This window comes from Bradyrhizobium sp. MV1.5, assembly GCF_055807615.1.
In genome coordinates this window covers 13,988-38,801 of the sequence record NZ_JBVVPL010000026.1, presented here as the reverse complement: position 1 = coordinate 38,801, position 24,814 = coordinate 13,988, and the positions used below count along the sequence as shown (strand labels likewise).

The following is a 24,814-nucleotide window of genomic DNA, read 5'->3' as shown; positions in this document are numbered from 1 at the left end:
CCTCAGCCTCCCCCCCCCCCCCCCCACCCTCCCCCCCCCCCCCCCCCCCCCCCTCCCCCCCCCCCCCCGGCCCGCGCGGGCTGGGGGGCGCGGCTGGTATTCGTGCTGCCCTCGCGCGCGTTCTCGTGCGGCCGCGCCGCGGGGCGGTTGTTGGGGCTGGGGGGCGGCGCCGGCCGCATCGCCCGCGCCCGGCGCATTGCCTGGATCGCAGGCGCGAGCGCCTTCGTCGCCGTCGGCGCGCCGGCGTGCCTGGTCGCGGCCTTCCCCGATCTCTGGGTCAACATCTTCACCGACAGCGCGACCGTGCGCGCCACCAGCCATCAATATTTGTCGACGGTGGCGCCGTTCTACGCCTTCATCGGCCTCGCCTCGACGATGTATTTCTCGTCGCAGGGTGCTGCGAAGGTGATCGGCCCGGTGCTGGCGCAGACCGCGCGGCTGATCTACATCGCGGCGGTCGGCTGGTGGCTGTCGACGCATGATGCCACCGCGCAAAACTTCTTCTGGCTGGCGGCGAGCTCGATGGTCGTGCTCGGCCTGCTCTCGTGCTCCAGCGTGGTGCTGACACGCTGGGGACCGCGCCAAACCAAATCTGCGATCAGGCCGGCGCTGTCGACCGCCGTGGACTAGCGGTGCCTGTGGCGGCGATGGCCGCCACCGCCGCCGACATTGGCGAGGCGCATCAGTTGCGGAATCATCGCCATCATGTCGCCGCCACCGGCGCCGCCGATCATGCCCATGATATCGCCGCCGCCCATGCCGCCCATTCCGGTCGGCATGTATCCGCCTGCGCCCATCGGTGCGTAGCCGCCGTAATTGGGTGCCCCGAAACCGCCGCCGAGATTGCCGCCGCCGAGGCCGCCAATTCCGCCGGCGCCCATCATGCCACCAAGACCACCACCGCCATTCTCCATCATGCGGCTCATCATCGGGCCCATGGTCTGCATCATCATGCCGAAGCGGCGCTTGCCCATCTTGGCCTTCATCATCTCCAGCATCGGCGCCATCTGGGTCATCATGTCCTCGCCGCCGGCACCGCCGCCGCCGAGGAACTGCGCCTTTGCCGGCGCGCTCGAAATCGAAAACATCAGCAGCACGGCGGCCGCCTGGCAGATCACCTTGTCCGCACCTCTCATGGCCTGCTCCTCGCGTGCGTGGCGCCGCCGGGAGAGCGGAGCCAACCGGACGCACGCCGCCATGGTTATTGCGGACGAGGGCTGGGCTCTGTGAGAAAGATCACGCAGCCGCGGCTGGGAATGCTCGGTGTATGGCGGCGACGGCGTCCTTGGTCTGTCCCTGCACATAGGGCGCGAGCTCGTTCGGCAGCATGTCGATGATCCAAACCAGGCGGCATCTCGCCTCGCCCTCGGCGATCACCTGCACCGAGGCGCTGTAATGCTTCAGCCGCTCGTTGTTGATCGCGTAGACCAGCCGCTGCCGCGCATCGTCGCAATCGACCAGCACCTCGCGCGCCACCGAGCCATTGGCGAAGGTGACGACGCGCGCGTCGCCGTCGAGCGTGCAGGCCATGACGAACCCCGGCGCCAGCCGCCGATGCAGCGCGCCGAAATCGCGTACCGCATCCCAGACGTCTTGCGCGGAAGCGGAGAGGTGGATGTCGTTGTGGATGGAGGCCATGAAGCTGTCCTTGATTTCGAGAGGTGGTCGCCCCAAACGCCGTCATTGCGAGCGCAGCGAAGCAATCCAGTGATGTTTCCGCAGACGCACCCTGGATTGCTTCGTCGCAAGGGCTCCTCGCAATGACAGGGCTAGTGGTTAAGGCTCACACACAAACCGCCTCGACATTGTTGCCGTCAGGGTCGATCAAGAACGCCGCGTAGTAAGTCGGGCTGTAGTCCTTGCGCGGGCCGGCGCCGCCATTGTCGCGGCCGCCGCTCTTCAAGCCCTCGCTGTGGAATGCCTTGACCGCGTCATGATCGCCTGCGCGAAACGCGATATGCACGCCATCGGCCTTGCGCCCCTTGTTCAGGTGCAGCCACAGCGCCGGCTCGCCCTTCGGCCCGAAGCCGGCATAACCGTCGCCGCTCGAGCACAGGACATAACCGAGCGGCGCCAACACCGCGGTGTAGAAGCGCGTGGCGGCGTCGAGGTCGGCAACACGCAGTCCGATATGGTCGTACATGGTCGTCTCCATTTCCAAAGCGCGCCGCAATCGGCGCGCGCCGGAGACGAACCTAGTCAGTTGAGGGCGAGTTGCTCTTGGAGAATCTTGCGTTCCCCCTTCGCGGCCTGACGGAACTTGGTCGGCGATACGCCGGCGGCACGGTGGAAGGTGCGGACGAAGTTGGAGAGATCGCCGAATCCGACGTCATAGGCAATGTCGGTGATGGCGATGTCGTCGTCGGTAAGCAGCCGCGCCGCATGCCGCAGGCGCGAGCGCACCAGATATTGATGCGGGGTGACGCCGAGCACGGCGGAGAACAGCCGCAGGAAGTGGAAGGGGCTGAGGCCTGCATGACGCGCTGCCTGTTCGAGGTCGACCTCGGCGTGCGAATTGGCGTCGATCCACAGCGCGGCTTCCACGGCACGGCGGCGGTCGCGCGCGGTCAGCGTTGTCGGCTTGCGCGCCTTGCCCGAGACGACATCGACGAAACGGCCGGCGAGGATCTGCCCGACCTCGTCGAGACCGAGATCGCTGTTGCCATCTGCCGCCGTCTGGGCCAGTTCGCCCAACACCATCAGCTCGGGCAGCGGTGGCGTCGCGCCGACCTGCCAGACGTCGCGCCGGCCGCCGAGCGCCTCGACCAGCTCCTCATTGAGGAAAAAGGACAGGCAGACGTCGCCGGCGACATGCTCATGCGTGCAGGTGTATTCCTCGCCCGGCGCGCCGACCAGCATCGAGCCCGCCACCAGATCGAAGAAGCCGGCGCGGCAATGACAGCCAAAGCTGCCCGCGCGGACATAGGCGATGGAATGGCCGGTGCGACACTCCGCAAATGGGCTGTCGTCCGGTCCCGCGTCGCAGCGAAACTCGGAGACCGTCATCGAGGGCGTCGTCAGCAGCGTGGTTGCGTCCATGCCACCTATCTAGGTGGAGGGTCTCGGCGGGGCAACGGGCAGCAGGACGTCGAACAGCGTCTTGCTGGCGATCGGATGGGCGCCCTCCAGCGACAGCAGCCGCCGCTTGGAGATCACGCCGCCATAGGGCGAGAGCCGGTCGGTGTAATTGCCGGCCTCCAGCACCCGGTGGCAGGGCACGATCAGCATGTAGGGATTTTTCGCGATCGCCTGGGCCACCGAATGCGCCGCACCTGAGGCGCCCAGCGCCTTGGCGATCTCGTGATAGGTGCGCGTCTCCCCGCGGGGGATGGCGCAGGCGGCTTCATAGACCCGCCGGTTGAAGCCGGGCACTCCGCTCGCATCCAGGCTGACCTCGGAGAAATCAGCATCGCTGCCTTGCAGCAAGCCCACGATGCCCTCGATCGCGAACTCGGCGTTCGCGGAAGGCCGCTGCTCGCGCGCCTCGGGATGAACCTGAAAAATCCGGCGGCGGGTGTCGATCTCCCGCGCCTCCGGCAATTGCACGGCGACGATACCGCTGCTGCTCCAGATGATGCCGCAGCGCCCTATGGTCGTGTCGAATATCGTGTAGCCACGCCCCACCATGCACACGCCCCACTCAGTGCACGTCTCCCCAGACAGGCGATCATAACACCGCCACAATCCGGCGCACCCAAAATCTTACTGGAAACTTAAGAAGGGCCAGGCGGGCTGCGCCAAAGCGCTTGGCGAGATGCGCCGTCTCGGCTAATCAGAGCGGGCGCAGGCTGCGCATCCGCGGGCGTAGTTCAATGGTAGAACGGCAGCTTCCCAAGCTGCATACGAGGGTTCGATTCCCTTCGCCCGCTCCAAAGCCCTGGCCGCAGCACAATCGCCGTGACTTGAAGTCCTCTCTTGACGATCCGCCCGGGCGCAACGGCACGTTGAGCTGACGCTCGCTGCGCTTAATCCATTGCGCTTAGCACGAACTGCAGGCTGTCGAAGGGCGGGCCGGGAGTTCATGTTTCGCGGTCCGGGTCACGCCAACGCAAGTCCAGTGCGCAACACCTGCGGCCTCACTGAGGGCCTGGTCCGGATCAAACGAGTTGCACTCCGGGTCGAGCGCAAATCGCAGACGGAGATGGTCCATGCCTGATGCACGAATCCATATCGCCGCAGCGATGCTCGCCACATTCGCAATCAGCTCGGTATACGCCATGAGCTCGGTGCAACAGCCGCCGGCCTCTGCGAGTTCTGCCCACGCCATGATCCCGAGGAAGCAAGCAGCCGTGCACCCGGTGAAGCCGGCGCCGCACCGGCTCGTGATCCAGGTCAACCAGAACGACGCCGCCGTGATGAATCTCGCGCTCAACAACGCCACCAATGTGCTCGACTATTACCGCAAGAAGGGCGAAGAGGCCGACGTCGAGATCGTGGCGTTCGGTCCGGGATTGCACATGCTGCGCAAGGACACGACGCCCGTCGCCGATCGCATTCACGCCATGACGGACATCGCCTTCCCGAACAAGGTTCGCTTCGCCGCATGCGGCGTCACCCGGGAAGGGATGGAAAAGAAGGAGGGCAAGCCGCTCGAGCTGCTGCCGGAGGCTTCCATGGTTGCTTCGGGTGTCGTGCGCATGATGGAGCTGCAGGAGAAGGGCTGGAGCTACGTCCGGCCCTAGACCGGAGCGAACGAGAGGAGGCCGGGATGACGCGCAAGCTGATGTTCGTGCTGGTCCTGTCATTGTTCGCGCTACCCGCTATGGCGCAGAATGCCAACAGGACGGTTGGCAAGTCGGTAGCCGAGCCGCCCGCATCCGGGCCGCCGCGCGGCAGCCGCGCCGTGCGGCTCGTTCAACCTCGGAGTGCTGAGGAAGAGGTGAGAGATCGCGTCAATGCGGGCACAGTCGCATTAGCCGCCGGTCTCCTTGAAGGCGCGCCGCTGCGCTTCGCCACCGAGATCTCACGCGTCGTCAACGAAGGCAACAAGGTGCATGTGCTTCCGGTGGTGACGCGCGGACCGACTGAGAACGTCAACGATCTGCTTTACCTAAAGGGGATCGATATCGCGATCATCAACAGCGATTCGCTCGAGGAGTATCGTGCGCAGGTGCCCGAGATCGAAAAACGCATCGTGCACGTGATGAACCTGTTTCCCTCGGAGCTGCACGTGTTTGCGCGCCCCGAGATCAACTCGCTCGCCGACCTCGCGGGCAAGAAGGTGAACTTTAACACGCAGGGCACTGCTGCTGCCTATTCGGGCCCGCTCATCTTCAGCCGCCTGGGCATCGAGGTGGAGAAGATCTTCGTGCCTCACCCGGTCGCGCTGGAGCAGATGCGCAAGGGCGAAATGGCGGCCGTGGTTTTCGTCACGTCCAAGCCGGTAGACGCGTTCGTGAAGCGCAAATGGGACGAGGGCTTCAAGTTCCTGGCTGTGCCGTGGGGTCCGAAGCTGGCGGACTATTACGTGCCCGCCTCGCTCACACCGGCCGACTATCCCGCTCTGGTTCATGCGGGGGGCGATATCGAGACGATCGCGGTGCCCACGATTCTGGTCGCCTATAACTGGAATCCGGGCACACCGCGATACGACCGCGTCACGGCCTTCGTCAGCGAGTTGTTTGGCAGGCTCGACCAGTTGCGCGAGCCCGGCTTCGACCCGAAGTGGAAGGAGGCCAATCCCGGTGCGGGCGTTCCCGGACTGCAGCGCCTGAAGGCGGCCGAGAGCTGGCAGGATCCCCGGATGGCCAATCGGACGGGACGTCCATGAGACGGCTCGCCGCCGTCCTGGTTGCCAGCCTTGAGATCGCGGAAGCCCATGGTCAGTCCGCCTCAAGCACGCTTAAAGGTCTGGACCAGTGCTTTGCCGAAACCCGTATGGCGGAAGCCGCATGCGATCAGGCGGGCATCGACACCTCGATCCGTCTCGGATGCAGGTTGAAGGCACACAGCGCGGAGAAACAGTGCCTCGATAGCCTGTTCGCCAACAAAGACGAGGTCAGGCAACCCGGCGATACGCCTTCCAAACCCCACGCCCTCATGCCGCCGTTGCCACCTCCCGCCGAACCGGCACCGGCACCGGCCAATCGGGACGGCGCACCTGCGGGACCTTCAATCGCCGGGGGGTGGTTGATCAGCGAAACCACGTCTCCAAGGGACTTCTCGCCGCTTTTCGTCGCTAAATTGTATGCGCTTCCTCCGGTGATAGCCAACGCACCGGAAGTGCTCGTGCTGCGTTGCCGCAACCTGCGGACCGAGCTGACCCTCGGTGCCAAAGGCCTCTGGCGCGCTTTGCGCGGAGGAGAAGTCGAGGTCGCGATCTCTCCCGGACAGGCAATGGCGCCGCCAATGCGGTGGCGATTGGCATCTGACGGTCGTACCGCCTCCATGGCAGAGGACCCGGTCGAATTGGTGCGCGCATTGCGCGTCGGAAGAACGTCTATCGCCGTAGCCGACGGTGCCGGGCGCAACATCAGTGCGATCTTCGAACTCGCCGGCATCGATGCTGTCCGCGCCAGGCTCGCAAGCGCCTGTCGCTGGACAAATGCGACCGTCGAATCCCGAGGGCGATGACGGATTTTTCGCCGAGGGCGCATTCGCGCGCGTCCGGATTCTAATATATTGGCATTCTATTCTCGTCTGCTCGGCAGCGACTGCCCGGATTTCGACGTGATGCGGGCGGCGATCTTCGAAAGGAGACAGACAGGACGCGCGCTATTTCGTCACCACGCCCCGCGGCGCCTCTTGCGCGAAAACGTGATGTTGCTGATGCTATATAAAGCCCTTGGGTAACCTGACGATGCAGATCCGCACCGGCGACACCTTTGATCCGCGCGTCATCGCGCTGCTCGATCATCACGTCACGGCGGCGCGGGCGCAGACCGCGCCGGGCAGCGCCCATGCGCTCGATCTCTCCGGGCTGCGCGCGCCCGACATCGCGTTCTGGACCGGCTGGGACGGCGAGACGCTGGTCGCCGTCGGGGCGCTGAAGCCGCTGTCGGCCGAGCATGGCGAGGTGAAGTCGATGCATACGCTCCAGACCATGCGGCGACGCGGCTTTGGCGCTGAGATGCTCCGCCACATCATCACGGAAGCCCGCGCGCGCGGCATGGCGCGGCTCAGCCTCGAAACCGGCTCGTGGGACTATTTCAAGCCGGCGCACGCGCTCTACCGGGCACATGGCTTTGTCCTCTGCGGCCCGTTCCAAGGCTATGTCGAGGATCCCAACAGCCTGTTCCTGACGCTGGATCTGTCGGCGAGCCGATAGCTCAGGAACGCGTCTCCTCGATCCTGTCGAGCACGCGCTCGGGGGCGATGTCGCGGCTTGCCTCCTCCAGATCCCGCTGCGAGTCGGGCTGGACGTCGAGCCGCTCGGCGATTTGCGTGAGGAGGCGGGCCACCTTGGTCAATTCGTGCTCGGCGAGAAGACTGATCTGGAGATCGAGATCGGCGCGCTTGTCCGCTGCTGCGCTCATGCGGTTCTGCGAGACCAGCACGAATGTCGACAGGAAGATCGCCTCGACCGAAGCAATCATCGCCAGCACCACGAAGCTCTCGTCCCAGGCCGGGATTCCAGGCAGCCAATGCAGATTGGCGATGATCCAGAAGCCGAACACCGCGACATGGAGATAGACGAACGCCATGCTGCCGGTGAACGCCGTGATCGCATCGGCAACCCTTTCCTGACCCCTGGCCGCGCGCTGCTCGCGGCGACGGCGCTCGACCAGGGCCTGGATGTTGCGCTCGAGCGTCGGGCTCAATCCCTCGCCGGGATCATGGGTGATATCGTTACGCACGGGGCAGCAACGGCGGACGCAAGAGGCTGTTCCTGGGCTCAGCCGAAGGAAAATGCCGGTCGCCCCTCAAAATGAGTTGCGTACCTCAAAACACCTCTGCTAGCCTTCAGTCATGGCCGATACGCTCACCACCACCGCACTGACGCTAAAGGACATCGCCCGCCAGGCCGGCGTCAGCCTCGCGACGGTGGATCGCGTCCTGCACAATCGCCCGGGCGTGCGGCCGGATACGGTCCGGCGCGTCAAAGAGGCGATCGAGCGCAATTCGTTCCAGCCACATGTGGCCGCCGCCGAGCTCGCCCGCGGCCGCGCCCGCCGTTTCGCCTTCGTGATGCCCTCGGGACCGAACCCGTTCATGCAGCAGATCCAGGACTATCTCGGCGAGATGTCGGGCTGGCTGTCGTCCCGTCGCCTTGGCGTCGAGACGATCGCAACCGACGTATTCGATCCGTCCGTGCTCGCGGCTTCCCTGGAAGGGCTCTCGGAGGATTACGACGGCATCGCCGTGGTGGCGCTCGACCATCCCGGCGTCCGCGCCGCCATCGACGATCTCGTCGGTGCCGGCGCCAAGGTCGTGACGCTGGTCTCGGACGTGCCCTCGTCGCGCCGGCACCATTATGTCGGCATCGACAATATTGCCGCCGGGCGCACCGCCGGCGCGCTGGTCGGGCGGCTGGTCGGACAAAAGTCCGGCAAGGTTGCGATCGTCGCGGGCTCACAGGGCCTGCGCGACCATGCCGAGCGCATTTTTGGCTTCAATCAGGTGATGGCGTCGGAATTCCCCGGCCTCAGCGTGCTGCCGGTGCTCGAAGGACGCGACGAGGACGCGCGTTCGGAGCAGGTGTTAGCGCGGCTGTTGAGCCGGCATGCCGACATTGTGGGTCTTTATAATGTCGGCGCCGGCACGCAAGGTGTCGCCAACGCGTTGAACGAGAAGGCATTGAGCGATGCCGGTCGCGACAAGCAGGTGGTGTTCGTCGGACACGACCTCACCGCGCTGACACGCCGGCTGTTGCTGCAGGGCGTGATGCATGCCGCGATCTCGCAGAACCCCGGACACGAAGCGCGCGCCGCCGTGCGCGTGCTGCTCGCGCTCGCGCGTGGCGAGCCGATCTTGCGCGAACAGGAGAAGATCAGGATCGACATCGTGATGCGAGAGAATCTGCCTTAGCGGCAGGTGGAATTCAAAACGACCCGTTGCGGATAAGGCGACTTTGAGTTCGCGCACCGTAACAGGCGAAAGGGAGGATGGCGTGTATCTCGGAATCGACATCGGCACATCAGGTGTGAAAGCGGTGCTCGTGAGCGAAGCCGGCGCGGTTCTCGCGACGGCGGCGCGCGAGCTTGCGCTGTCGCATCCCGCGCCGCTGTGGTCCGAGCAGGATCCCGACGGCTGGGTCGATGCGGCGGTCGGCGCGGTCGACGATCTTGCCGCCCGCCATCCGCGTGAGGTCGCGCGGGTGCGCGGCATCGGGCTTTCGGGCCAGATGCATGGTGCGACGTTGCTGGACGAGGATGGACGGCCGCTGCGTCCCGCGATCCTCTGGAACGACGGCCGCTCGCACGCCGAATGCGTCGCGCTGGAGCGGCGCTGCCCATCGCTGCACACGATCGCCGGCAATCTGGCCATGCCCGGCTTCACCGCGCCGAAGCTGCTCTGGGTCGCCAGGCACGAGCCGAAAATCTTCGCGCGCGTCGCAAAGGTGCTGCTGCCCAAGGCCTATGTCCGCTATCGCCTGACCGGCGAGATGATCGAGGACATGTCGGACGCGGCCGGCACGCTGTGGCTCGACGTCGGTCTGCGCCGCTGGTCGGCCCTGCTGCTGCATGCCACCGGGCTCGACCTTCATCACATGCCGCGCTTGGTCGAGGGCAGCGAGGTCAGCGCGACGCTCGCGCCGGTCTACGCGCAACGCTGGGGCATGGCGAAGAATGTCGTGGTCGCCGGCGGCGCCGGCGACAATGCCGCGAGCGCGATCGGGCTCGGCGCCATCGCGCCGGGCGATGCGTTTCTGTCTCTGGGAACCTCAGGTGTGGTGTTCCGCGTCACGGATCGGTTTGCACCGGCGCCGGCCTCGGCGGTCCATGCGTTCTGTCACGCACTGCCCGGCCGCTGGCATCAGATGGGCGTGATGCTGTCGGCTGCAGCTTCGCTGGCCTGGCTCGCGGGCGTGATGGAGACACCGGCCGCAGCGCTGCTGGCACCGCTCGGCGAGCGTGTCGATGGACCGAGCCCGGTCCAATTCCTGCCTTATCTCGACGGCGAGCGCACGCCGCACAACGATGCCGCCGCCAGCGGCGCCTTCGTCGGCCTGCGCGGTGCGACCGGGCGCTCCCAGATCGTTCAGGCCGTGCTCGAAGGCGTCGCCTTCGCCGCGCGCGACAATCTGGCGGCGCTGAGCACGGCCAGCGGGCCGCTTCCCGAGGTCGATCTCGTCGGCGGCGGCTCGCGCTCGCCGCTGTGGGCGCAGATCTGCGCCGATGTGCTCGGCATTCCCGTCCACCGCGTCGAGGAGGGCGAGGTCGGTGCGGCGCTCGGCGCCGCCAGGCTCGGCCGGCTCGCCGCCACCGGCGAAGACGCGGCTGCGGTTTGCACCCGTCCGCGTCGGCTCGCGAGCTTTGCGCCTCGCGCATCCGTGGCTGCGGCCTATGACGAGGCCTATCGCCGCTGGCGCGAGCTTTATCCTGCGTTGAAGGAGTGTGCCTAAGTGAATGCGTCAGCGAAATTCTTCGATACGAGCGTACCTGTCGCCTTCGCCGGCAAGGATGCGGGCAACGCGCCCGCCTTCCGCTGGTACGACAAGGACCGCCTCGTCCATGGCCGCAGGATGGAGGACCATCTGCGCTTTGCGGTCTGCTATTGGCACTCGTTGTGTTGGCCCGGCGGCGATCCCTTTGGCGGCGAGACGTTCCTGCGGCCCTGGCACCACGGCGCCGATGCGATGGCGCAGGCGCGCGCCAAGGCCGACGTCGCCTTCGAGCTGTTCCGGCTGCTCGACGTGCCCTTCTTCACCTTCCACGACGTCGATGCGGCGCCGGAAGGGAACTCACTGGCGGAATCCGTCGCCAACCTCAATGCCATCGCCGATCTGTTCGAGGCCAAGATGGCCTCGAGCAAAGTGCGCCTGCTCTGGGGTACCGCCAATTTGTTCACGCATCGCCGCTACATGGCGGGCGCTGCCACCAATCCGGACCCCGAGATATTCACCTATGCCGCCGGCCAGGTCCGCGCCGCCCTGGAGGTGACGCACCGTCTGGGCGGCCAGAATTACGTGCTGTGGGGCGGGCGCGAGGGCTACGAGACGCTGCTCAACACCGATCTCAAGCGCGAGCTCGACCAGCTCGGCCGCTTCGTCTCGCTGGTCGTCGAGCACAAGCACAAGATCGGCTTCAAGGGACCGATCCTGATCGAGCCGAAGCCGAAGGAGCCGACCAAGCATCAATACGATTTCGACGTCGCCACCTGCTACGGCTTCCTCGCGCGTTACGACCTGCTGAAGGACGTCAAGCTCAACATCGAGCAGAACCACGCCATCCTCGCCGGCCACTCCTTCCATCACGAGGTCGCGCTGGCGGAGGCGCTGGGTGTGTTCGGCTCGCTCGACATCAACCGCGGCGACGATCTGCTCGGCTGGGACACCGATCAGTTCGCGATGAACGTGCCCGAGCTTGCCCTGGTGTTCCACGAGCTCCTGAACCGCGGCGGCTTCAGCTCCGGCGGGCTGAATTTCGACGCCAAGATTCGCCGCCAGTCGATCGATCCCGACGATCTGATCCATGCCCATGTCGGCTCGATGGATGCCTGCGCGAGGGCGTTGCTCGCCGCTGCGGACATGCTCGACGCCGGCGTGCTCACTGCGCCGCTCGCGAAGCGCTACGAGGGATGGGCCGGGCCCGAGGGCCGCGCCATTCTCGGCGGCCAGCGCTCGCTCGCCGAACTTGCCGACCGCGCGCACGGCCCGGGCTTTGACCCACAGCCGCGCTCGGGCCGGCAGGAATATCTGGAATCCCTCGTCAACCGCTACATCTGAGGAAGGCCGCTGATGACAAATGCACAAGCGACACCGGTCCTCGAGTTGACCGGCATCGGCAAGGAGTTCGGCGCGATCCGCGCGCTGCATGAAGTCGACATGCACGTCCTCCCCGGCGAGGTCGTCGGCCTGATGGGCGACAACGGCGCGGGCAAGTCGACGTTGGTCAAGATCATCGCCGGCAATTTCCGCCCCAGCCACGGCGAAATCCGTTTCGCCGGCAGCGCGGTTCATTTCAACCGGCCCGTTGATGCCCGCGGCGTCGGAATCGAGGTGGTCTATCAGGACCTTGCGCTCGCCGACAATCTCACGGCGGCGGCCAACGTCTTTCTCGGCCGCGAGCTGAAGCGCAGGATCGGGCCGTTCGCGTTGCTCGACCACAAGGCGATGGCGGCGCGTGCGCTGGAGCTGTTCGGGGAGCTGCGTTCGGAGACGCGCCCCGACGACCTCGTCAAGCAGATGTCGGGCGGCCAGCGCCAGGCGGTTGCGATTGCGCGGACGCGGCTCTCCAACGCGAAGCTGGTCATGATGGACGAGCCCACGGCCGCGATCTCGGTCCGCCAGGTCGAGCAGGTGCTCGGCCTGATCCACCGGCTGAAGGAGCAGGGCGTTGCCGTGATGCTGATCTCGCACCGCATGCCCGACGTGTTCGCGGTGTGCGACCGCGTCATCGTCATGCGTCGCGGCGAGAAGCGCGCCGACAAGCCGATCCGGGACACCAGCCCCGAGGAGGTGACCGCCCTCATCACCGGCGCGAAGGAGGCTGCGTAAATGGCGATGCAATTGGAATCTCCGATCACGTTCACCAACATCGGCAAGGTCAGATGGTGGCAGCGCGGCCTGTTCGCCTCCCAGACCGGTTACGTCCTGGTCGCGCTCGCGGTGCTGCTCCTCGTGATGCATTTTGCGAGCCCCTATTTCTTTACCCAAGGCAACATGCAGAACGTGGCGAAGAACTTTTCCTTCATCGCCATCGCCACCCTTGGCATCACCTTCGTCATCATCACCGGCGGCATCGACCTCTCGGTCGGCTCGATGATGTGCTTTTCCGCCATGATCACCTCCATGGTGATGGTGGAGCTGTCGGCGCCCGGATCGCCGTTCGTCCACTTGGCCGCCGACGGTAAGACCGCAATTGCCAATGTGCCGGGCCTGATCTTGCTGCTCTCGGTTCTGGCCGGGCTCGTGGTCGCGCTGCTCGTCGGGTTCGTCAACGGCTTCTGCATCGCGGTGTTGGGACTGTCGCCGTTCGTAACCACGCTCGGCATGCTCTCGATCGTGCGTGGGCTCGCCTATGTCGTCTCGAACGGCCGCGGCAGTTTCCCTGGGGGCCCCGATGCCAACTATTTCTATGCGCTCACCTCGGGCGACATATTCGGCGTGCCGATGCCCTTCATCTACCTGGTGATCCTCGCCGCGATCATGGCGGTCGTGCTGCATCACAGCTCCTTCGGCCGCCATGTCTTCGCGCTCGGCGGCAATGAGAAGGCGGCCGAGCTGACCGGCATCCCGGTCGTGCGCGTCAAGATCCAGGTCTATGCGGTCTGCGCGCTCGCCGCGGGGCTGCAGGGCATCATCATCTCGGGCTGGCTCGGATCGGCGCCCGCGAACATGGCGACCTCGTACGAGCTGAACGTGATCGCCGCGGCCGTCATCGGCGGTGCCAACCTGGCCGGCGGCGTCGGCGGGCCGCTCGGTGCCATCGTCGGCTGCGTGCTGCTCGAGGTGATCCGCAACGGCCTCGTGCTCGCGCAGGTCAACTCCTACTGGCAGCAGACGCTGGTGGGCGTGATCATCATCCTCGCCGTGCTGGTCGACCGCATCCGGTCGCGCATGACTTGAGACGACTTTTCCGGGAGAATAACGATTTAACGTCTATCCGCCTCCCGGAAACTTTCAAAGGATAGGCATCACAAGTGTGGAGGGAAACTATGAGGAAATTACTTCTGGCTGGCATGGCCGTCGCGATGATGGCAACGCCGGCGTTCGCCCAGACCTACAAGTTCGCGGTCGTGCCCAAGGCGATGAACAATCCGTTCTTCGACGTGGCGCGCGATGGCTGCCTCAAGCGCGCCAAGGAGCTCGGCAACGTCGAATGTATCTACAAGGGGCCGATCGAGCACGAGCCGGCGACACAAGCGCAGATCATCCAGGACTTCATCACGCAGAAGGTGGATGGGCTTGCGATCTCGGTCGCCGACGTTGCGGCGATGACCAAGTCGATCGACGCGGCAGCCGCGGCCGGCATCCCCGTCATCACGTTTGACGCAGATGCGCCGGGCTCCAAGCGCATCGCCTATATCGGCACCAACAACAAGGACTTCGGTCTCGCACTGGGCAAGCAGCTGCTGCAGCTCCGGCCCGAGGGCGGCAAATACGCCGTGGTCTCCGGCGGTCCGGGCGCCAAGAACCTCGCCGAGCGCGTCGACGGCGTGCGGGAAGCGCTCAAGGGTTCGAAATGGGTCGAGGTCGCTGGGTCGCCGACCTTCTGCAACGACGATTCCGCGCTTGCGGTTCAGCAGATGGCTGACCTGCGCACCGCGACGCCGGACCTCGCCGCGATCGTACCGGTCGGCGGCTGGCCGATGTTCGCGCCTGAGGGCTACAAGGCCTTCGTCAACAAGAACAAGAAGGACATCGATGCCGGCAAGTTCACCCTCGTCGTCGCCGACACGCTGAAGATGCAGCTCGAACTGCTGCGCGACGGCTATTCCAACGCGCTGACCGGCCAGCGCCCGTTCGAGATGGGCGAGAAGTCGATGGACACTCTGCTGGCGATCAAGAAGGGCCAGAAGGTGCCGGAGATCATCTATACCGGCCTCGATCTCGTGACCAAGGACAACGTCGCGAAGATGCTGAAATAGGAGCGTCCCCAGCCCCGCGCTCCTCGCGTGCCTCTCCCGCTTGCGGTTTTCGCAAGCGGGAGAGATGGTTTTGCTGTTGGGGAAGACTGACGAGGCAATGGGAATGAAAAGGTCGCGGCTCGGCTCTCTCGATGTCACCTCGCTCGGCCTCGGTTCCGCGCCGCTCGGCGGATTGTTCACCCCCGTCAGCGATGCCGATGCGGAGGCGACCATCGCCCGCGCCTGGTCGCTCGGAATCCGCTTCTTCGATACCGCGCCGCTCTACGGCTTTGGCCTCGCGGAGCGACGCCTCGGCGCATTCCTGCGGCAACAGCCCCGTGACTCCTACGCCATCTCGACCAAGGTCGGTCGTCTGCTGCGTGCGCCCGATGGCGCCGCCGCCGAGGACGAGCATTACAAGGGCACGTCGCGGGAGCGGCCGGTGTTCGATTTCAGTCATGACGGCGTGATGCGGTCGGTGGATGAAAGCCTGGCGCGGCTTGGGCTCGACCGCATCGATGTCCTGCTCGTGCATGATCCCGACGACCACTACGACGACGCCGTCGCCGGCGCCTTCCGCGCGCTCCAGCGCCTGCGCAGTGAGGGCACCGTCAAGGCGATCGGTGCCGGCATGAACCAGTCGGACATGCTGGTCCGGTTCGCAGAGACCGTTCCGGTCGACTGCTTCCTGCTCGCCGGCCGCTACACGTTGCTCGATCAGGGCGCGCTGGATGCGCTGTTCCCGGTCTGCGCCGCGAAGAACATCGGCATCCTGCTCGGCGGCATCTACAACAGCGGCATCCTGGCCAATCCGCACACGGGCGCTAAGTTCAACTATCAGGACGCCGATGCGGCACTCGTCGCCCGCGCGCTCGCGCTCGACGAGCTTTGCCGCAAGCACGGCACCGAGCTGAAAGCCGCGGCGCTGCATTTCTGCATGGCCCATGCGGCGGTCACGGTCGCCGTGATGGGCGCACGCAATGCCGCGGAAATTGCCGACAACATCGCGATGTCGGAGATGGTGGTGCCGGCGGCGTTCTGGCAGGAGCTGCGTGCGCGAAAACTCGTCGATGCCCGCGCTCCATTGCCCGGCGGAGCGTAGGGCATGATCATCGACGCTCACCAGCATTTCTGGGATCCCGCGCGCGCCGACTATCCCTGGATGGACGCGCCTGAGCTCACGCCGATCCGGCGTGCCTTCGGTCCGGCCGATCTCGCGCCGCTCTTGAAGGCGAACGGCATCGACGCGAGCATCCTGGTGCAGTGCCGCTCCGAGCTGGCGGAGACCGAGGAATTCCTGCGGATCGCGCATGCGACGCCCTCGGTGATCGGCGTCGTCGGCTGGGCTGATCTGACCGACGCTGCACTCGGCGAGACGCTGGACCGGCTGCGTGCTTCGCCCGGCGGCGACAAGCTGGTCGGCATCCGCCATCAGGTCCATGACGACGCCGACCCGGATTGGCTGTTGCGCGAGGACGTTCAGCGCGGCCTCACGGCCGTGTTCGCGCATGATCTCGCCTACGATTTCCTGGTCCGCACCCGCGAGCTGCCGGCCGCGATCGCAACCGCACAGGCCTTCCCGCAGGCGCGCTTCGTGCTCGACCACGCAGCCAAGCCGCCGATCGCCGATGGCGGAAGCACTGTATGGTCCAATGGCATCGCGGCACTCGCGGCCTGCGGCAATGTCTGGTGCAAGGTCTCGGGGCTGGCGACGGAAGCGGTTTGGAGCGACTGGAATGCGGAGCGGCTGTTTCCGTTCGTCGCGCACGCCGCGACATGTTTTGGCGAAGATCGCCTGATCTTCGGCTCGGACTGGCCGGTATGTTTGCTCGCGGGCAGCTATGGTGAGATCAAGGGCGCGCTGGAGGCCTGCCTGACGAAGCTCGGGCCGCAGGTGCGGGAGAAGGCGTTCGGCGTGAATGCGAAGGCCGCGTATCGGCTGGCGGTGAGTTGAAGCCGCAGCGCGCGTGTCGCTTCAGTGTTTGTCCCCAAACACCAGATCCAGCGCCGCATCGTACGTCGTCCGCACCAGCTCCGGATGCAGCTTCGCCAGCGTCTCCATCATCACGCCGGAATTGATCTCGAGCACACGCCAGACGCCGTCGACGTGCACGAGATCGACCGAGGCGAAGGTGATGCCGATGGCATTGGCGGCGTCGATGGCGAGCTTTGCGCAGGCTGTGCGAAGATTGCCGTCCTGCATCAGCACGGGCTTTGCGCCCGCATCGAGATTATGCCGCCAATCCGAGCCACGCTGCTTGCTGTAGACGACGAGTGGCACATCATCGAGCAGGACCACGCGAACTTCGTCCTCGATCACGACATAGGGTGAGATCACGAGTCCGGCGCTCATCGAAAAGGCTTCGCCAAGCGCATGATCGAGCTCTGTTTCCGTCGTTACCCTGAAAACGGATCGTCCCGACGTCCCCTCGTTCGGCTTCACCACCACGCCTTGCGGATTGTCGTGAAGCAGTGCCAGCATTGCCTCTCGCCAGGCGACGCCGACAACTTTCTCGCCCAGTTTGGGATTGAGGAAGAGGCGATGGGGAATGCAGGGCACGCCCTCGAGCGCGAGCACTTCGGCGGTGGCCGATTTGTCGTTGGCCAGGCGGTGCGCGATGGCGCTGTTGAGGCCGATGTCGTAGCCGAACGCGAAGCGACGTTGCTCGCCCCGGCGCATCGCAAGCAGCCAGCCATCGGCACGGACATCGAGCGCAATGCCATGGGTTGCGCAATAGCGCTTGATCGCCTGGACGAAGATCCGCTCGCCGCTCGCCATGTGTCTCTGTCGCCGGTCGCCAGTTCCAGTCGATCTTGGCGCCAAAAGCCGCAAAATCCGGGAAACGGCGCCAAACGGGGGTGAAAGTCAGAGCTATTCTTAATGAAATTCTCGCGAGCGCTACGGAAATTAAGTGCTGTATTCGAGCCTCGGAGGGAAAAGAAATTGCCCTCCGCATGCGCCGGACAGCAGATCCATTAATGATGCGACCATTTCCGCCGCAAATGCCGGTTTGACCGGCATCAATTGCATCCGGAACGAGGTTGATTATTGGTCTCAATGGCGTAGATCACACTCGCGAAATCCTCCGCCATGGCAATGGTGTCCGCCCCGCTTTCAGGGGCCGGGCAGCGCTTTTGCCCTAAACCCGCAATTATTCGGAATATCGAAAGTCATGAGCGCGTTTTACCGAGAGAAGGTTCTTTCCGTCCAGCACTGGACCGACACCCTGTTCAGCTTTCGCGCCACCCGCGATTCCGGCTTCCGCTTCCAGAACGGCCAGTTCGCGATGATCGGCCTCGAGGTTGAGGGCCGCCCGCTGCTCCGCGCCTACAGCATGGCGAGCGCCAATCACGAGGAAGAGCTCGAGTTCTTCTCGATCAAGGTTCAGGACGGCCCGCTGACGTCGCGTCTCCAGAAGATCAAGGAAGGCGACACCATCCTGGTCGGCCGCAAGGCGACCGGCACGCTGATCACCGACAACCTCATTCCCGGCAAGCGGCTGATGCTGCTCTCGACCGGCACGGGCCTGGCGCCCTTCGCCAGCCTGATCAAGGACCCCGAGGTTTACGACCAATTCGACAGCATCGTGCTGGTGCATGGGTGCCGTCAGGTCTCCGAGCTCGCCTATGGCGAGAAGCTCGTCGCCGGTCTTCGCGAGGACGAACTGTTCGGGGAGTTGCTCGCGGACAAGCTCATCTACTACCCGACCGTGACCCGCGAGCCGTTCAAGAACCGCGGCCGCATCACCGACCTCATCAGCTCCGAGCAGATCTTCAACGACATCGGCCAGGGGCCGCTCGACATCGCGACCGACCGCATCATGATGTGCGGCAGCCCGGCGATGCTCGAGGAGCTGAAACTGATGTTCGAGGGCCGCGACTTTGTCGAGGGCTCCGGCAACAAGCCCGGCCATTTCGTGATCGAAAAGGCGTTCGTCGAGCGGTAGGCCCTCTCGACGTCGTCCTGGCGAAAGCCAGGACCCATACCCGCCGAATGAAGTTTGGCGAAGGCTGCTCGTTGTCAGTCCTCGAATCCGCCCCCTTAGGGGGGCATCACTTTCGCCAGGACGACGGCTGTGCGTAAAGCGCCTCGACCGGTTAATGCCCGCCCTCTGCTGCACCGCAGCAGCCCGCCCATCGGGCTGATTGATTTGTCCCCGCCGAATTCGCTAGCGTGAAACAACCGCCGCGTCATATCCGTATGACAGGCGCGGGCGTATCGTACCGCCTCATGCTGGCGAGAGGATGGGAATCGTGGCCGACGTGAATAAGACGCAGGAATCGTCCAACTTATCGTCCAACTTATCGTCCAAACGGCTGCCGCTGGCGGAAGAGGGGATCATGGAAACCCTGCTGCTGCCATTCTCCCCGCGCTTCATCGTCCTGACGATCTGCGCGGTGGTCACCGCGCTTCTGATCGGCATCGGCATCGCCGACCGCAAGATCTTCGACATCCTGCTGATCCCGATCCTGATCTTCGGCGCGTTGACGGCTCTTGGCGTCCGCGACCTCATGCAGAAGGGTCATGCCGTTCTCCGCAACTACCCGATCTCGGCGCATATCCGTTTTTTGCTCGAAGAGATACGCCCGGAGATGCGGCAGTACTTCTTCGAGAGCGAGAAGGACGGCATGCCGTTCTCGCGCGACATCCGTGCGGTGGTCTATCAGCGCGCCAAGATGCAGCTCGACAAGCGTCCGTTCGGCACCCAGGAGGACGTCTACCGCCAGGGTTATGAGTGGATGCATCACTCGGTCTCGCCGAAGACACATGCCGAGGAGAAATTCCGCGTCACCATCGGCGGACCGGATTGCGCCAAGCCGTATTCGGCTTCGGTGTTCAACATTTCCGCCATGAGTTTTGGCGCGCTCAGCCCGAACGCCGTGCGCGCGCTGAATGCCGGCGCCAAGAAGGGCGGCTTCGCGCACGACACCGGCGAGGGCGGCTTCAGCCCCTATCACGCGGAGATGGGCGGCGACATCATCTGGGAGATCGGCTCGGGCTATTTCGGTTGCCGCCATCTCGACGGCACCTTCGATCCCGAAGCCTTCGCGCGCGTCGCGAGCCAGGACCAGATCAAGATGGTCGAGCTCAAGATCAGCCAGGGCGCCAAGCCCGGTCATGGCGGCGTGCTGCCGGCGGCGAAAGTCTCGGAGGAGATCTCCAAGATCCGCGGGGTCGCCATGGGCGAGGATTGCATCTCGCCGGCCTCGCATCGCGCCTTCTCGACGCCAACAGGCATGATGCAGTTCATCGGCGAGATGCGAAAGCTCTCCGGCGGCAAGCCGACCGGCTTCAAGCTGTGCATCGGCCATCCCTGGGAATTTTTGGCGATCTGCAAGGCGATGATCGAGACCGGCATCTATCCCGATTTCATCGTCGTCGACGGCAACGAGGGCGGCACCGGTGCCGCGCCACTGGAGTTCATGGACCATCTGGGCATGCCGATGCGGGAGGGCGTCAGTTTCGTCCACAACGCGCTGATCGGCATCAACGCGCGCGACCGCATCAAGATCGGCGCCTCCGGCAAGATCGCGACCGCGTTCGACATGGCACGCGCCATGTCGATCGGCGCGGACTACTGCAATTCGGCACGCGGCTTCATGTTCTCGCTCGGCTGTATCCAGTCGCTGAGCTGCCACACCGACCGCTGCCCGACCGGCGTCGCGACGCAGGACCCGACGCGGGCGCGCGCGCTCTACGTGCCGCTCAAGATCGACCGCGTGCACAATTATCACTTGGCGACGCTGCACTCGCTGACCGAGCTGATCGCCGCGGCCGGTCTCGAGCATCCGCAGCAGCTGCGCCCGATCCACTTCTCCCAGCGCACCTCGACGACGGACGTGAAATCCTTCGCGCAGCTTTATCCGTCGCTGCGTCCGGGCGAGCTGCTCGAAGGCACCGAAGACCCGCGCTTCCGCGACGCCTGGCGGATGGCGCGGACGGAGACGTTCCAGCCGGCGCTGTAGGACGCCGGTCCACTTGCAAGGCCGCAGGCCCCCGTGCGTAAAGGCATCGCGAAATGGGCTGCGTTTAACGTTTTGTTCAACTTTGGGTGTAGATTGTCGCCATGGACGAGCGGCGCGACAGGGCAAGGCATCGCGTGCTGAAGGCCGGGACGATCGAGTTCGGCGGCGGCGGCGCGATCGACTGCACCATCCGCAACCTGTCCGATACCGGCGCCGCGCTCGACGTCAGCAGTCCCGTCGGCATCCCCGACCATTTCAGCCTGTTGGTCCAGGCCGACGGAACACATCTCGGCTGCACCGTGATCTGGCGCAAGGAAAAGCGGATCGGGGTGAGGTTCGGGTGAGGGGCTTGAGTTTGGCGCAAGCTCTAACCACAAACTCCGCCGTCGTCCCGGACAAGCGCCAGCGCAGATCCGGGACCCATACCGCGTGATCTGTCGATCATGCGCAGACGGCAGTACCGCGCAACTACCAGTCTTCGCCAAACTCAATCCTGTGGCTATGGGTCCCGGATCTGCGCTCCGCTTCGCTGCGCTTGTCCGGGACGACGAGAGTGGCTCACCCCGTCTCTACTTCGCTCCGCCGGCTCGCGAGAATCTTGTCGATCCTCCGTCCGTCGAGATCGACCACCTCGATGTGCCAGTCGCCGAAGTCGAAGGCGTCGCCGACATCAGGCAGCACGTTGAACTGTTGCAGCACGAGGCCGGCGACGGTGTTGTAGCGGTGCGGCGGCAGTTCGATGCCGAGCAGCTCGCCGAATTCGTCGACCGGCATCCAGCCTGAGACCAGCAGCGAATCGTCCGCGCGCCTGACGTAGGCCGGTTCCGGCGGGCCTTCCTCGGAATGGAAGGCGCCGACGATCGATTCCAGGATGTCAGCCGTCGTCACGATGCCTTCGAAGGCGCCGTATTCGTCATAGACGAGGCCGACATGCACCGGCGCAGCCTTCAGGATCGCCAGCACGTCGCGGGCATCCGCCGACGCGGGAATGCCGGGCGCCTCGCGAACCAGCACGCGCAAATCCGGCGTGCGCTCGTTCATGAAGGCGACCAGCAGGTCCTTGGCCTGGAGCACGCCAATCGGCTTGTCGCGGTCGCCGTCGGACACGGGAAAGCGCGAATGCGGACTCTTGGCGATGGTCGCTTGAATGCTCTCCGGCGTATCGTTCAGGTCGATCTCGTTGACCTCCGTGCGCGGCGTCATGATCGCGCCGACCGGCCGGTCGCCGAGCCGCATCACGCCCGCGATCATCTCCTTTTCACCTGACTCGAGCACGCCCGCGCTTTCGGCTTCGCTGACGAGATGATGGATCTCGTCTTCCGAGACCTTCTCTTCGGACTTGCCGCCATGGCCGAGCAGCGTGAGCATCAGCTTGCCGGAGAGATCGAGCAGGAAGACCAGCGGCAGCGAGACCTTCGCAAGCACGTGCATCGCGGGTGCAACCCTGACCGCGATGCTTTCGGGATCGCGCAGCGCCACCTGCTTGGGCACCAGTTCGCCGACGATCAGGGTGGCGTAGGTGATGAGCGTGACAACCAGGCCCACGCCGACGATGTCGGCAATTCCTGCGGACAGGCCGAGCTCGAGCAGCCATTGCGTCAGCCGCTGTCCGAGCGTCGCGCCCGAGAACGCGCCGGAGAGGACGCCGACCAGCGTGATCCCGATCTGCACCGTCGAGAGGAATTTGCCGGGATCGGCTGCGAGCGTCAGCGCCCGCTCGGCGCCGCGGACGCCCTTGGCGGCGAGCATCGACAGCCGGGCCGGGCGTGACGAGACCACGGCCAGCTCGGACATGGAGAGCAAGCCGTTGATGACGATCAGGACGACGACGATGGCGAGTTCGGCGGAGAGCATTGATGTTCCGAGGTAAGGGAGTGTGGCCGGATGGCGGCACAGGCCTTGATATAGGTATTCGAGGACGAAATGCCGACGATTCTGTCGCATCCGTCACCGCGAGGGAACCTCGGCGACGCCGTCCCGGAAGGTGCTCGAAGCCCATACCCCGCGGAACTACGGGCATGCCGTTGCTTAACGGGCTCTTAGCGGGCACCAGCTAGGTTCTCGACATTTGCAGGAATGTATTCGGGGGATCAGAATGCGGATCGGGAAACTTTTTGCGCTGTCGATGCTGACGGTGACGGTGTTTGCAGTCATCCTTGGCGCCGAGGTGCTCATACCCCAGGCGCGCATCTTCACGAACCGCTCCGACGCGATCAAGACAGTCGACGCCTTTGGTGCGACCTTGATGGTCAGTCAGCACGTTGCCGGCCTTCGTGCCCCCTACATTTCCCCGATCTTCCAGGAGAATTCTGCGACGCAGGCCCAGATCGACGGCGCCGCGAAAGCCGCGAAAGCGGCCGATGCCGCATTCGAGGGGGCAAGGCGCGCCATCCTTGTGCTGGATGATTCCGGACCGATGATCGAAAACCTGGACCGTACCGCCCGGCGGCTCAAGGATATCTACACCGCTGCAGACCGCGCGATGAGCGTGCCCCTGGCGGCGCGCGACAGCGCTGTGGTCAAGGGCTTCCTACCGGGCGTTGCAGAGGTCATCGGCAATATCGAGCCGATCATGAACCGGCTCGAAGCGAAGGTCATCAATGCCGATTCCTCGCTTGCGGCACTGTTGAGCCTGGCGCGAACGGCGCAGGATCTGCGCGTCTCGGCCGGCAGCCGCGCCGCTACGCTGTCGCCGGCGCTGAGCGCACGCCGACCGCTCACGGCAGCCGAATTCTCGCTGATGGATCGCATGCAGGGGCGTGTCGAGGCGGACCGCGAGCGCATCGAGGCCGGCATCGACCAGCTCGGAAGCCCGCCTCGCATCGCCACCGCGCTGAAAGCGGCGATCGATTCTTATTTTGGGAAAGCAGCCGCTGCCGTGGACAAGGAGATGCCTGCGGCACGTGGCGACGGCAAGTACGGCATCAACGCCGAAGAGCTGGCCACAGTCATTGTACCCGCCATCCAGATGTTCTACGGCGTGCGCGATGCCGCGCTCGCGGAAGCTGCCGAGCGCGCCTCGGCCGCGCGCGACGGCGCGCTGGCGATGCTCGCGCTCGCGGGCGTGGCGGTGCTGGCGCTGCTGGGCACACTCGGTGGCGTGACCATGATGCTGCGCCGGCGCGTGGTGTCGCCGCTCAGCCGGCTCGCAGACGTGATCGCAACGCTCGCCGCCGGACAGCACGAGGTCGAGATTCCAGTGACGGGCCGCAATGACGAGATCAGCCAGGTGGCGGGCTCGCTCCAGCACTTCAAGGATTCGCTCTCGGCCAAGAAGGCCGCCGACGAGGCCGCCGCGGTGGAAGCCGAGGCGAAACTCCGGCGCAGCCAGCGCATGGACCAGATCGCGCGCGATTTCGAAGCGTTGATCGGCGAGGTCATCAACACCGTCTCGTCGGCATCGTCGGAGCTGGAAGTGTCGGCGGGAACGCTGACGAGCACCGCCGATCAATCGGAAAAGGTCACCGCAACCGTCGCGGCCGCCTCCGAGCAGGCCTCCAGCAACGTGCAGACCGTTGCCGCGGCCGCGGAGGAAATGGCGTCCTCGGTCGACGAGATCGGCCGGCAGGTCCAGGACTCCGCGCGGGTGGCCAGCGAAGCGGTGCAGCAGGCTGCGCGGACCAACGACTATGTCGGCGAACTCGCCAAGGCTGCCGGCCGGATCGGCGACGTCGTCGAACTCATCAGCCAGATCGCGGGCCAGACCAATCTTCTGGCGCTCAATGCCACGATCGAGGCGGCGCGCGCCGGCGAGGCCGGACGCGGCTTCGCCGTGGTCGCCTCCGAGGTCAAGGCGCTCGCCGAGCAGACCGCCAAGGCCACCGGCGAGATCAGCCAGCAGATCACGGGAATCCAGAGCGCGACGGAGGATTCCGTTGGCGCCATCAAGTCGATCAGCGACACCATCACCCGCATGTCCGAGATCGCATCGGCGATCGCCTCCGCGGTCGAGGAGCAGGGCGCGGCGACGCGGGAGATTTCCCGCAACGTGCAGCAGGCGGCGCGCGGCACCCAACAGGTCTCCGCCAGCATCGTCGACGTGCAGCGCGGCGCGAGCCAGACCGGATCGGCCTCCTCCACCGTGCTCGCGTCAGCGAAGTCGCTGTCCGGCGAGAGCAGCCGCCTCAAGGTCGAGGTCGGGAAGTTCCTGGACGCGATCCGTGCGGCCTAGAAAACG

The 24,814-nt window shown here is 65.3% G+C and carries 24 protein-coding genes, 1 tRNA gene and 1 pseudogene; 18 read left to right on the top strand and 8 right to left on the bottom strand.

The features are described from left to right. Positions 1-78: 78 nt before the first annotated feature. Positions 79-630 (top strand): annotated as a pseudogene (locus AC0L2J_RS22950) (MATE family efflux transporter); the annotation flags it as partial. Here the strand turns inward: AC0L2J_RS22950 and AC0L2J_RS22945 are convergent. The 5 genes from AC0L2J_RS22945 to AC0L2J_RS22925 all read right to left on the bottom strand — a co-directional run bounded on the left by AC0L2J_RS22945 (position 627) and on the right by AC0L2J_RS22925 (position 3,627). After that, entirely contained in the window at positions 627-1,136 is a 510-nt protein-coding gene (locus AC0L2J_RS22945; RefSeq protein WP_473248075.1) for a hypothetical protein, read from the bottom strand. The pseudogene AC0L2J_RS22950 and the gene AC0L2J_RS22945 sit on opposite strands and share 4 nt — an antisense overlap. Before the next feature lie 100 nt (positions 1,137-1,236). Continuing rightward, positions 1,237-1,638, bottom strand: coding sequence for an SRPBCC family protein (locus AC0L2J_RS22940; protein WP_473394632.1), 402 nt, complete (start codon positions 1,636-1,638; stop codon positions 1,237-1,239). Between the two features lie 145 nt (positions 1,639-1,783). After that, on the bottom strand, positions 1,784-2,143 hold the full coding sequence (locus tag AC0L2J_RS22935) for a VOC family protein (protein WP_473394629.1): 360 nt from the start codon (positions 2,141-2,143) through the stop codon (positions 1,784-1,786). Positions 2,144-2,199: 56 nt separating this feature from the next. Beyond that, the gene (locus AC0L2J_RS22930; RefSeq protein WP_473394627.1) at positions 2,200-3,039 is read right to left on the bottom strand and encodes a helix-turn-helix transcriptional regulator; all 840 of its coding nucleotides are present in this window, start codon (positions 3,037-3,039) and stop codon (positions 2,200-2,202) included. A gap of 9 nt (positions 3,040-3,048) precedes the next feature. Continuing rightward, a complete protein-coding gene (locus AC0L2J_RS22925) occupies positions 3,049-3,627 on the bottom strand; it encodes a methylated-DNA--[protein]-cysteine S-methyltransferase (protein ID WP_473394624.1) in 579 nt (192 codons plus the stop codon). Between the two features lie 171 nt (positions 3,628-3,798). On the opposite strand from AC0L2J_RS22925, the gene AC0L2J_RS22920 reads away from it, so the two are divergent. The 5 genes from AC0L2J_RS22920 (at position 3,799) to AC0L2J_RS22900 (ending at position 7,267) form a co-directional block, all read left to right on the top strand. Beyond that, positions 3,799-3,872 (top strand) — tRNA-Gly (locus AC0L2J_RS22920). 276 nt (positions 3,873-4,148) lie between these two features. Beyond that, a complete protein-coding gene (locus tag AC0L2J_RS22915) occupies positions 4,149-4,682 on the top strand; it encodes a DsrE family protein (protein WP_007604918.1) in 534 nt (177 codons plus the stop codon). A 26-nt stretch (positions 4,683-4,708) separates the two neighbouring features. Continuing rightward, positions 4,709-5,770: a TAXI family TRAP transporter solute-binding subunit gene (locus AC0L2J_RS22910; RefSeq protein WP_473394621.1), complete on the top strand. Its 1,062-nt coding sequence runs from the start codon at positions 4,709-4,711 to the stop codon at positions 5,768-5,770. Next, the gene (locus AC0L2J_RS22905; protein WP_473394618.1) at positions 5,767-6,573 is read left to right on the top strand and encodes a hypothetical protein; all 807 of its coding nucleotides are present in this window, start codon (positions 5,767-5,769) and stop codon (positions 6,571-6,573) included. The genes AC0L2J_RS22910 and AC0L2J_RS22905 overlap by 4 nt, the downstream gene beginning before the upstream one ends. Positions 6,574-6,799: 226 nt before the next feature. Further along, positions 6,800-7,267, top strand: coding sequence for a GNAT family N-acetyltransferase (locus tag AC0L2J_RS22900; protein ID WP_473394616.1), 468 nt, complete (start codon positions 6,800-6,802; stop codon positions 7,265-7,267). 1 nt (position 7,268) lies between these two features. Here the strand turns inward: AC0L2J_RS22900 and AC0L2J_RS22895 are convergent, their stop codons facing one another. Next, positions 7,269-7,796, bottom strand: a complete 528-nt coding sequence (locus AC0L2J_RS22895) for a DUF1003 domain-containing protein (protein ID WP_007604924.1) — start codon at positions 7,794-7,796, stop codon at positions 7,269-7,271. 112 nt (positions 7,797-7,908) lie between these two features. Between AC0L2J_RS22895 and AC0L2J_RS22890 the strand changes: the two genes are divergently transcribed. The 8 genes from AC0L2J_RS22890 to AC0L2J_RS22855 all read left to right on the top strand — a co-directional run bounded on the left by AC0L2J_RS22890 (position 7,909) and on the right by AC0L2J_RS22855 (position 16,624). Continuing rightward, positions 7,909-8,967, top strand: coding sequence for a LacI family DNA-binding transcriptional regulator (locus AC0L2J_RS22890; protein WP_007604926.1), 1,059 nt, complete (start codon positions 7,909-7,911; stop codon positions 8,965-8,967). 82 nt (positions 8,968-9,049) lie between these two features. After that, positions 9,050-10,504, top strand: coding sequence for a xylulokinase (xylB, locus tag AC0L2J_RS22885; RefSeq protein ID WP_473394608.1), 1,455 nt, complete (start codon positions 9,050-9,052; stop codon positions 10,502-10,504). Further along, positions 10,505-11,827, top strand: coding sequence for a xylose isomerase (gene xylA / locus AC0L2J_RS22880; RefSeq protein WP_473394606.1), 1,323 nt, complete (start codon positions 10,505-10,507; stop codon positions 11,825-11,827). Positions 11,828-11,839: 12 nt separating this feature from the next. Next, positions 11,840-12,598: an ATP-binding cassette domain-containing protein gene (locus tag AC0L2J_RS22875; RefSeq protein ID WP_007604929.1), complete on the top strand. Its 759-nt coding sequence runs from the start codon at positions 11,840-11,842 to the stop codon at positions 12,596-12,598. Further along, positions 12,599-13,669 carry an ABC transporter permease gene (locus tag AC0L2J_RS22870; protein WP_473394604.1) on the top strand — a complete coding sequence of 357 codons (1,071 nt, stop codon included), beginning with the start codon at positions 12,599-12,601 and terminating at the stop codon, positions 13,667-13,669. Positions 13,670-13,758: 89 nt separating this feature from the next. Further along, positions 13,759-14,691 (top strand): sugar-binding protein, encoded by a 933-nt coding sequence (locus tag AC0L2J_RS22865; protein ID WP_007604931.1) that lies wholly within the window; start codon positions 13,759-13,761, stop codon positions 14,689-14,691. 103 nt (positions 14,692-14,794) lie between these two features. Continuing rightward, the gene (locus tag AC0L2J_RS22860) at positions 14,795-15,772 is read left to right on the top strand and encodes an aldo/keto reductase (RefSeq protein ID WP_473394602.1); all 978 of its coding nucleotides are present in this window, start codon (positions 14,795-14,797) and stop codon (positions 15,770-15,772) included. 3 nt (positions 15,773-15,775) lie between these two features. Continuing rightward, on the top strand, positions 15,776-16,624 hold the full coding sequence (locus AC0L2J_RS22855; protein WP_473394599.1) for an amidohydrolase family protein: 849 nt from the start codon (positions 15,776-15,778) through the stop codon (positions 16,622-16,624). Positions 16,625-16,645: 21 nt separating this feature from the next. Here the strand turns inward: AC0L2J_RS22855 and AC0L2J_RS22850 are convergent, their stop codons facing one another. After that, entirely contained in the window at positions 16,646-17,449 is an 804-nt protein-coding gene (locus AC0L2J_RS22850) for an ATP-grasp domain-containing protein (protein WP_473394596.1), read from the bottom strand. A 394-nt stretch (positions 17,450-17,843) separates the two neighbouring features. Between AC0L2J_RS22850 and AC0L2J_RS22845 the strand changes: the two genes are divergently transcribed. The 3 genes from AC0L2J_RS22845 (at position 17,844) to AC0L2J_RS22835 (ending at position 20,981) form a co-directional block, all read left to right on the top strand. Then, positions 17,844-18,617, top strand: a complete 774-nt coding sequence (locus tag AC0L2J_RS22845) for a ferredoxin--NADP reductase (RefSeq protein ID WP_007597827.1) — start codon at positions 17,844-17,846, stop codon at positions 18,615-18,617. A 298-nt stretch (positions 18,618-18,915) separates the two neighbouring features. Further along, positions 18,916-20,637, top strand: a complete 1,722-nt coding sequence (locus tag AC0L2J_RS22840; RefSeq protein ID WP_473394593.1) for an FMN-binding glutamate synthase family protein — start codon at positions 18,916-18,918, stop codon at positions 20,635-20,637. A 101-nt stretch (positions 20,638-20,738) separates the two neighbouring features. Continuing rightward, complete coding sequence (locus AC0L2J_RS22835) at positions 20,739-20,981, top strand: PilZ domain-containing protein (protein ID WP_473394590.1); 243 nt, start codon at positions 20,739-20,741, stop codon at positions 20,979-20,981. Positions 20,982-21,195: 214 nt separating this feature from the next. On the opposite strand, the gene AC0L2J_RS22830 is transcribed toward AC0L2J_RS22835, so the two are convergent. Beyond that, the gene (locus tag AC0L2J_RS22830; RefSeq protein ID WP_473394587.1) at positions 21,196-22,491 is read right to left on the bottom strand and encodes a hemolysin family protein; all 1,296 of its coding nucleotides are present in this window, start codon (positions 22,489-22,491) and stop codon (positions 21,196-21,198) included. A gap of 241 nt (positions 22,492-22,732) precedes the next feature. On the opposite strand from AC0L2J_RS22830, the gene AC0L2J_RS22825 reads away from it, so the two are divergent. Then, the gene (locus AC0L2J_RS22825; protein WP_473394585.1) at positions 22,733-24,808 is read left to right on the top strand and encodes a methyl-accepting chemotaxis protein; all 2,076 of its coding nucleotides are present in this window, start codon (positions 22,733-22,735) and stop codon (positions 24,806-24,808) included. Positions 24,809-24,814 lie beyond the last annotated feature (6 nt).

What these genes read in the sequence shown, in the direction of transcription:
- AC0L2J_RS22945 (WP_473248075.1), bottom strand. Translation starts at nt 1,136, where the DNA reads ATGAGAGGTGCGGACAAGGTGATCTGCCAGGCGGCCGCCGTGCTGCTG.
- AC0L2J_RS22940 (WP_473394632.1), bottom strand. Translation starts at nt 1,638, where the DNA reads ATGGCCTCCATCCACAACGACATCCACCTCTCCGCTTCCGCGCAAGAC.
- AC0L2J_RS22935 (WP_473394629.1), bottom strand. Translation starts at nt 2,143, where the DNA reads ATGTACGACCATATCGGACTGCGTGTTGCCGACCTCGACGCCGCCACG.
- AC0L2J_RS22930 (WP_473394627.1), bottom strand. Translation starts at nt 3,039, where the DNA reads ATGGACGCAACCACGCTGCTGACGACGCCCTCGATGACGGTCTCCGAG.
- AC0L2J_RS22925 (WP_473394624.1), bottom strand. Translation starts at nt 3,627, where the DNA reads ATGGTGGGGCGTGGCTACACGATATTCGACACGACCATAGGGCGCTGC.
- AC0L2J_RS22915 (WP_007604918.1), top strand. Translation starts at nt 4,149, where the DNA reads ATGCCTGATGCACGAATCCATATCGCCGCAGCGATGCTCGCCACATTC.
- AC0L2J_RS22910 (WP_473394621.1), top strand. Translation starts at nt 4,709, where the DNA reads ATGACGCGCAAGCTGATGTTCGTGCTGGTCCTGTCATTGTTCGCGCTA.
- AC0L2J_RS22905 (WP_473394618.1), top strand. Translation starts at nt 5,767, where the DNA reads ATGAGACGGCTCGCCGCCGTCCTGGTTGCCAGCCTTGAGATCGCGGAA.
- AC0L2J_RS22900 (WP_473394616.1), top strand. Translation starts at nt 6,800, where the DNA reads ATGCAGATCCGCACCGGCGACACCTTTGATCCGCGCGTCATCGCGCTG.
- AC0L2J_RS22890 (WP_007604926.1), top strand. Translation starts at nt 7,909, where the DNA reads ATGGCCGATACGCTCACCACCACCGCACTGACGCTAAAGGACATCGCC.
- AC0L2J_RS22875 (WP_007604929.1), top strand. Translation starts at nt 11,840, where the DNA reads ATGACAAATGCACAAGCGACACCGGTCCTCGAGTTGACCGGCATCGGC.
- AC0L2J_RS22870 (WP_473394604.1), top strand. Translation starts at nt 12,599, where the DNA reads ATGGCGATGCAATTGGAATCTCCGATCACGTTCACCAACATCGGCAAG.
- AC0L2J_RS22865 (WP_007604931.1), top strand. Translation starts at nt 13,759, where the DNA reads ATGAGGAAATTACTTCTGGCTGGCATGGCCGTCGCGATGATGGCAACG.
- AC0L2J_RS22860 (WP_473394602.1), top strand. Translation starts at nt 14,795, where the DNA reads ATGAAAAGGTCGCGGCTCGGCTCTCTCGATGTCACCTCGCTCGGCCTC.
- AC0L2J_RS22855 (WP_473394599.1), top strand. Translation starts at nt 15,776, where the DNA reads ATGATCATCGACGCTCACCAGCATTTCTGGGATCCCGCGCGCGCCGAC.
- AC0L2J_RS22850 (WP_473394596.1), bottom strand. Translation starts at nt 17,449, where the DNA reads ATGGCGAGCGGCGAGCGGATCTTCGTCCAGGCGATCAAGCGCTATTGC.
- AC0L2J_RS22845 (WP_007597827.1), top strand. Translation starts at nt 17,844, where the DNA reads ATGAGCGCGTTTTACCGAGAGAAGGTTCTTTCCGTCCAGCACTGGACC.
- AC0L2J_RS22840 (WP_473394593.1), top strand. Translation starts at nt 18,916, where the DNA reads ATGGGAATCGTGGCCGACGTGAATAAGACGCAGGAATCGTCCAACTTA.
- AC0L2J_RS22835 (WP_473394590.1), top strand. Translation starts at nt 20,739, where the DNA reads ATGGACGAGCGGCGCGACAGGGCAAGGCATCGCGTGCTGAAGGCCGGG.
- AC0L2J_RS22830 (WP_473394587.1), bottom strand. Translation starts at nt 22,491, where the DNA reads ATGCTCTCCGCCGAACTCGCCATCGTCGTCGTCCTGATCGTCATCAAC.
- AC0L2J_RS22825 (WP_473394585.1), top strand. Translation starts at nt 22,733, where the DNA reads ATGCGGATCGGGAAACTTTTTGCGCTGTCGATGCTGACGGTGACGGTG.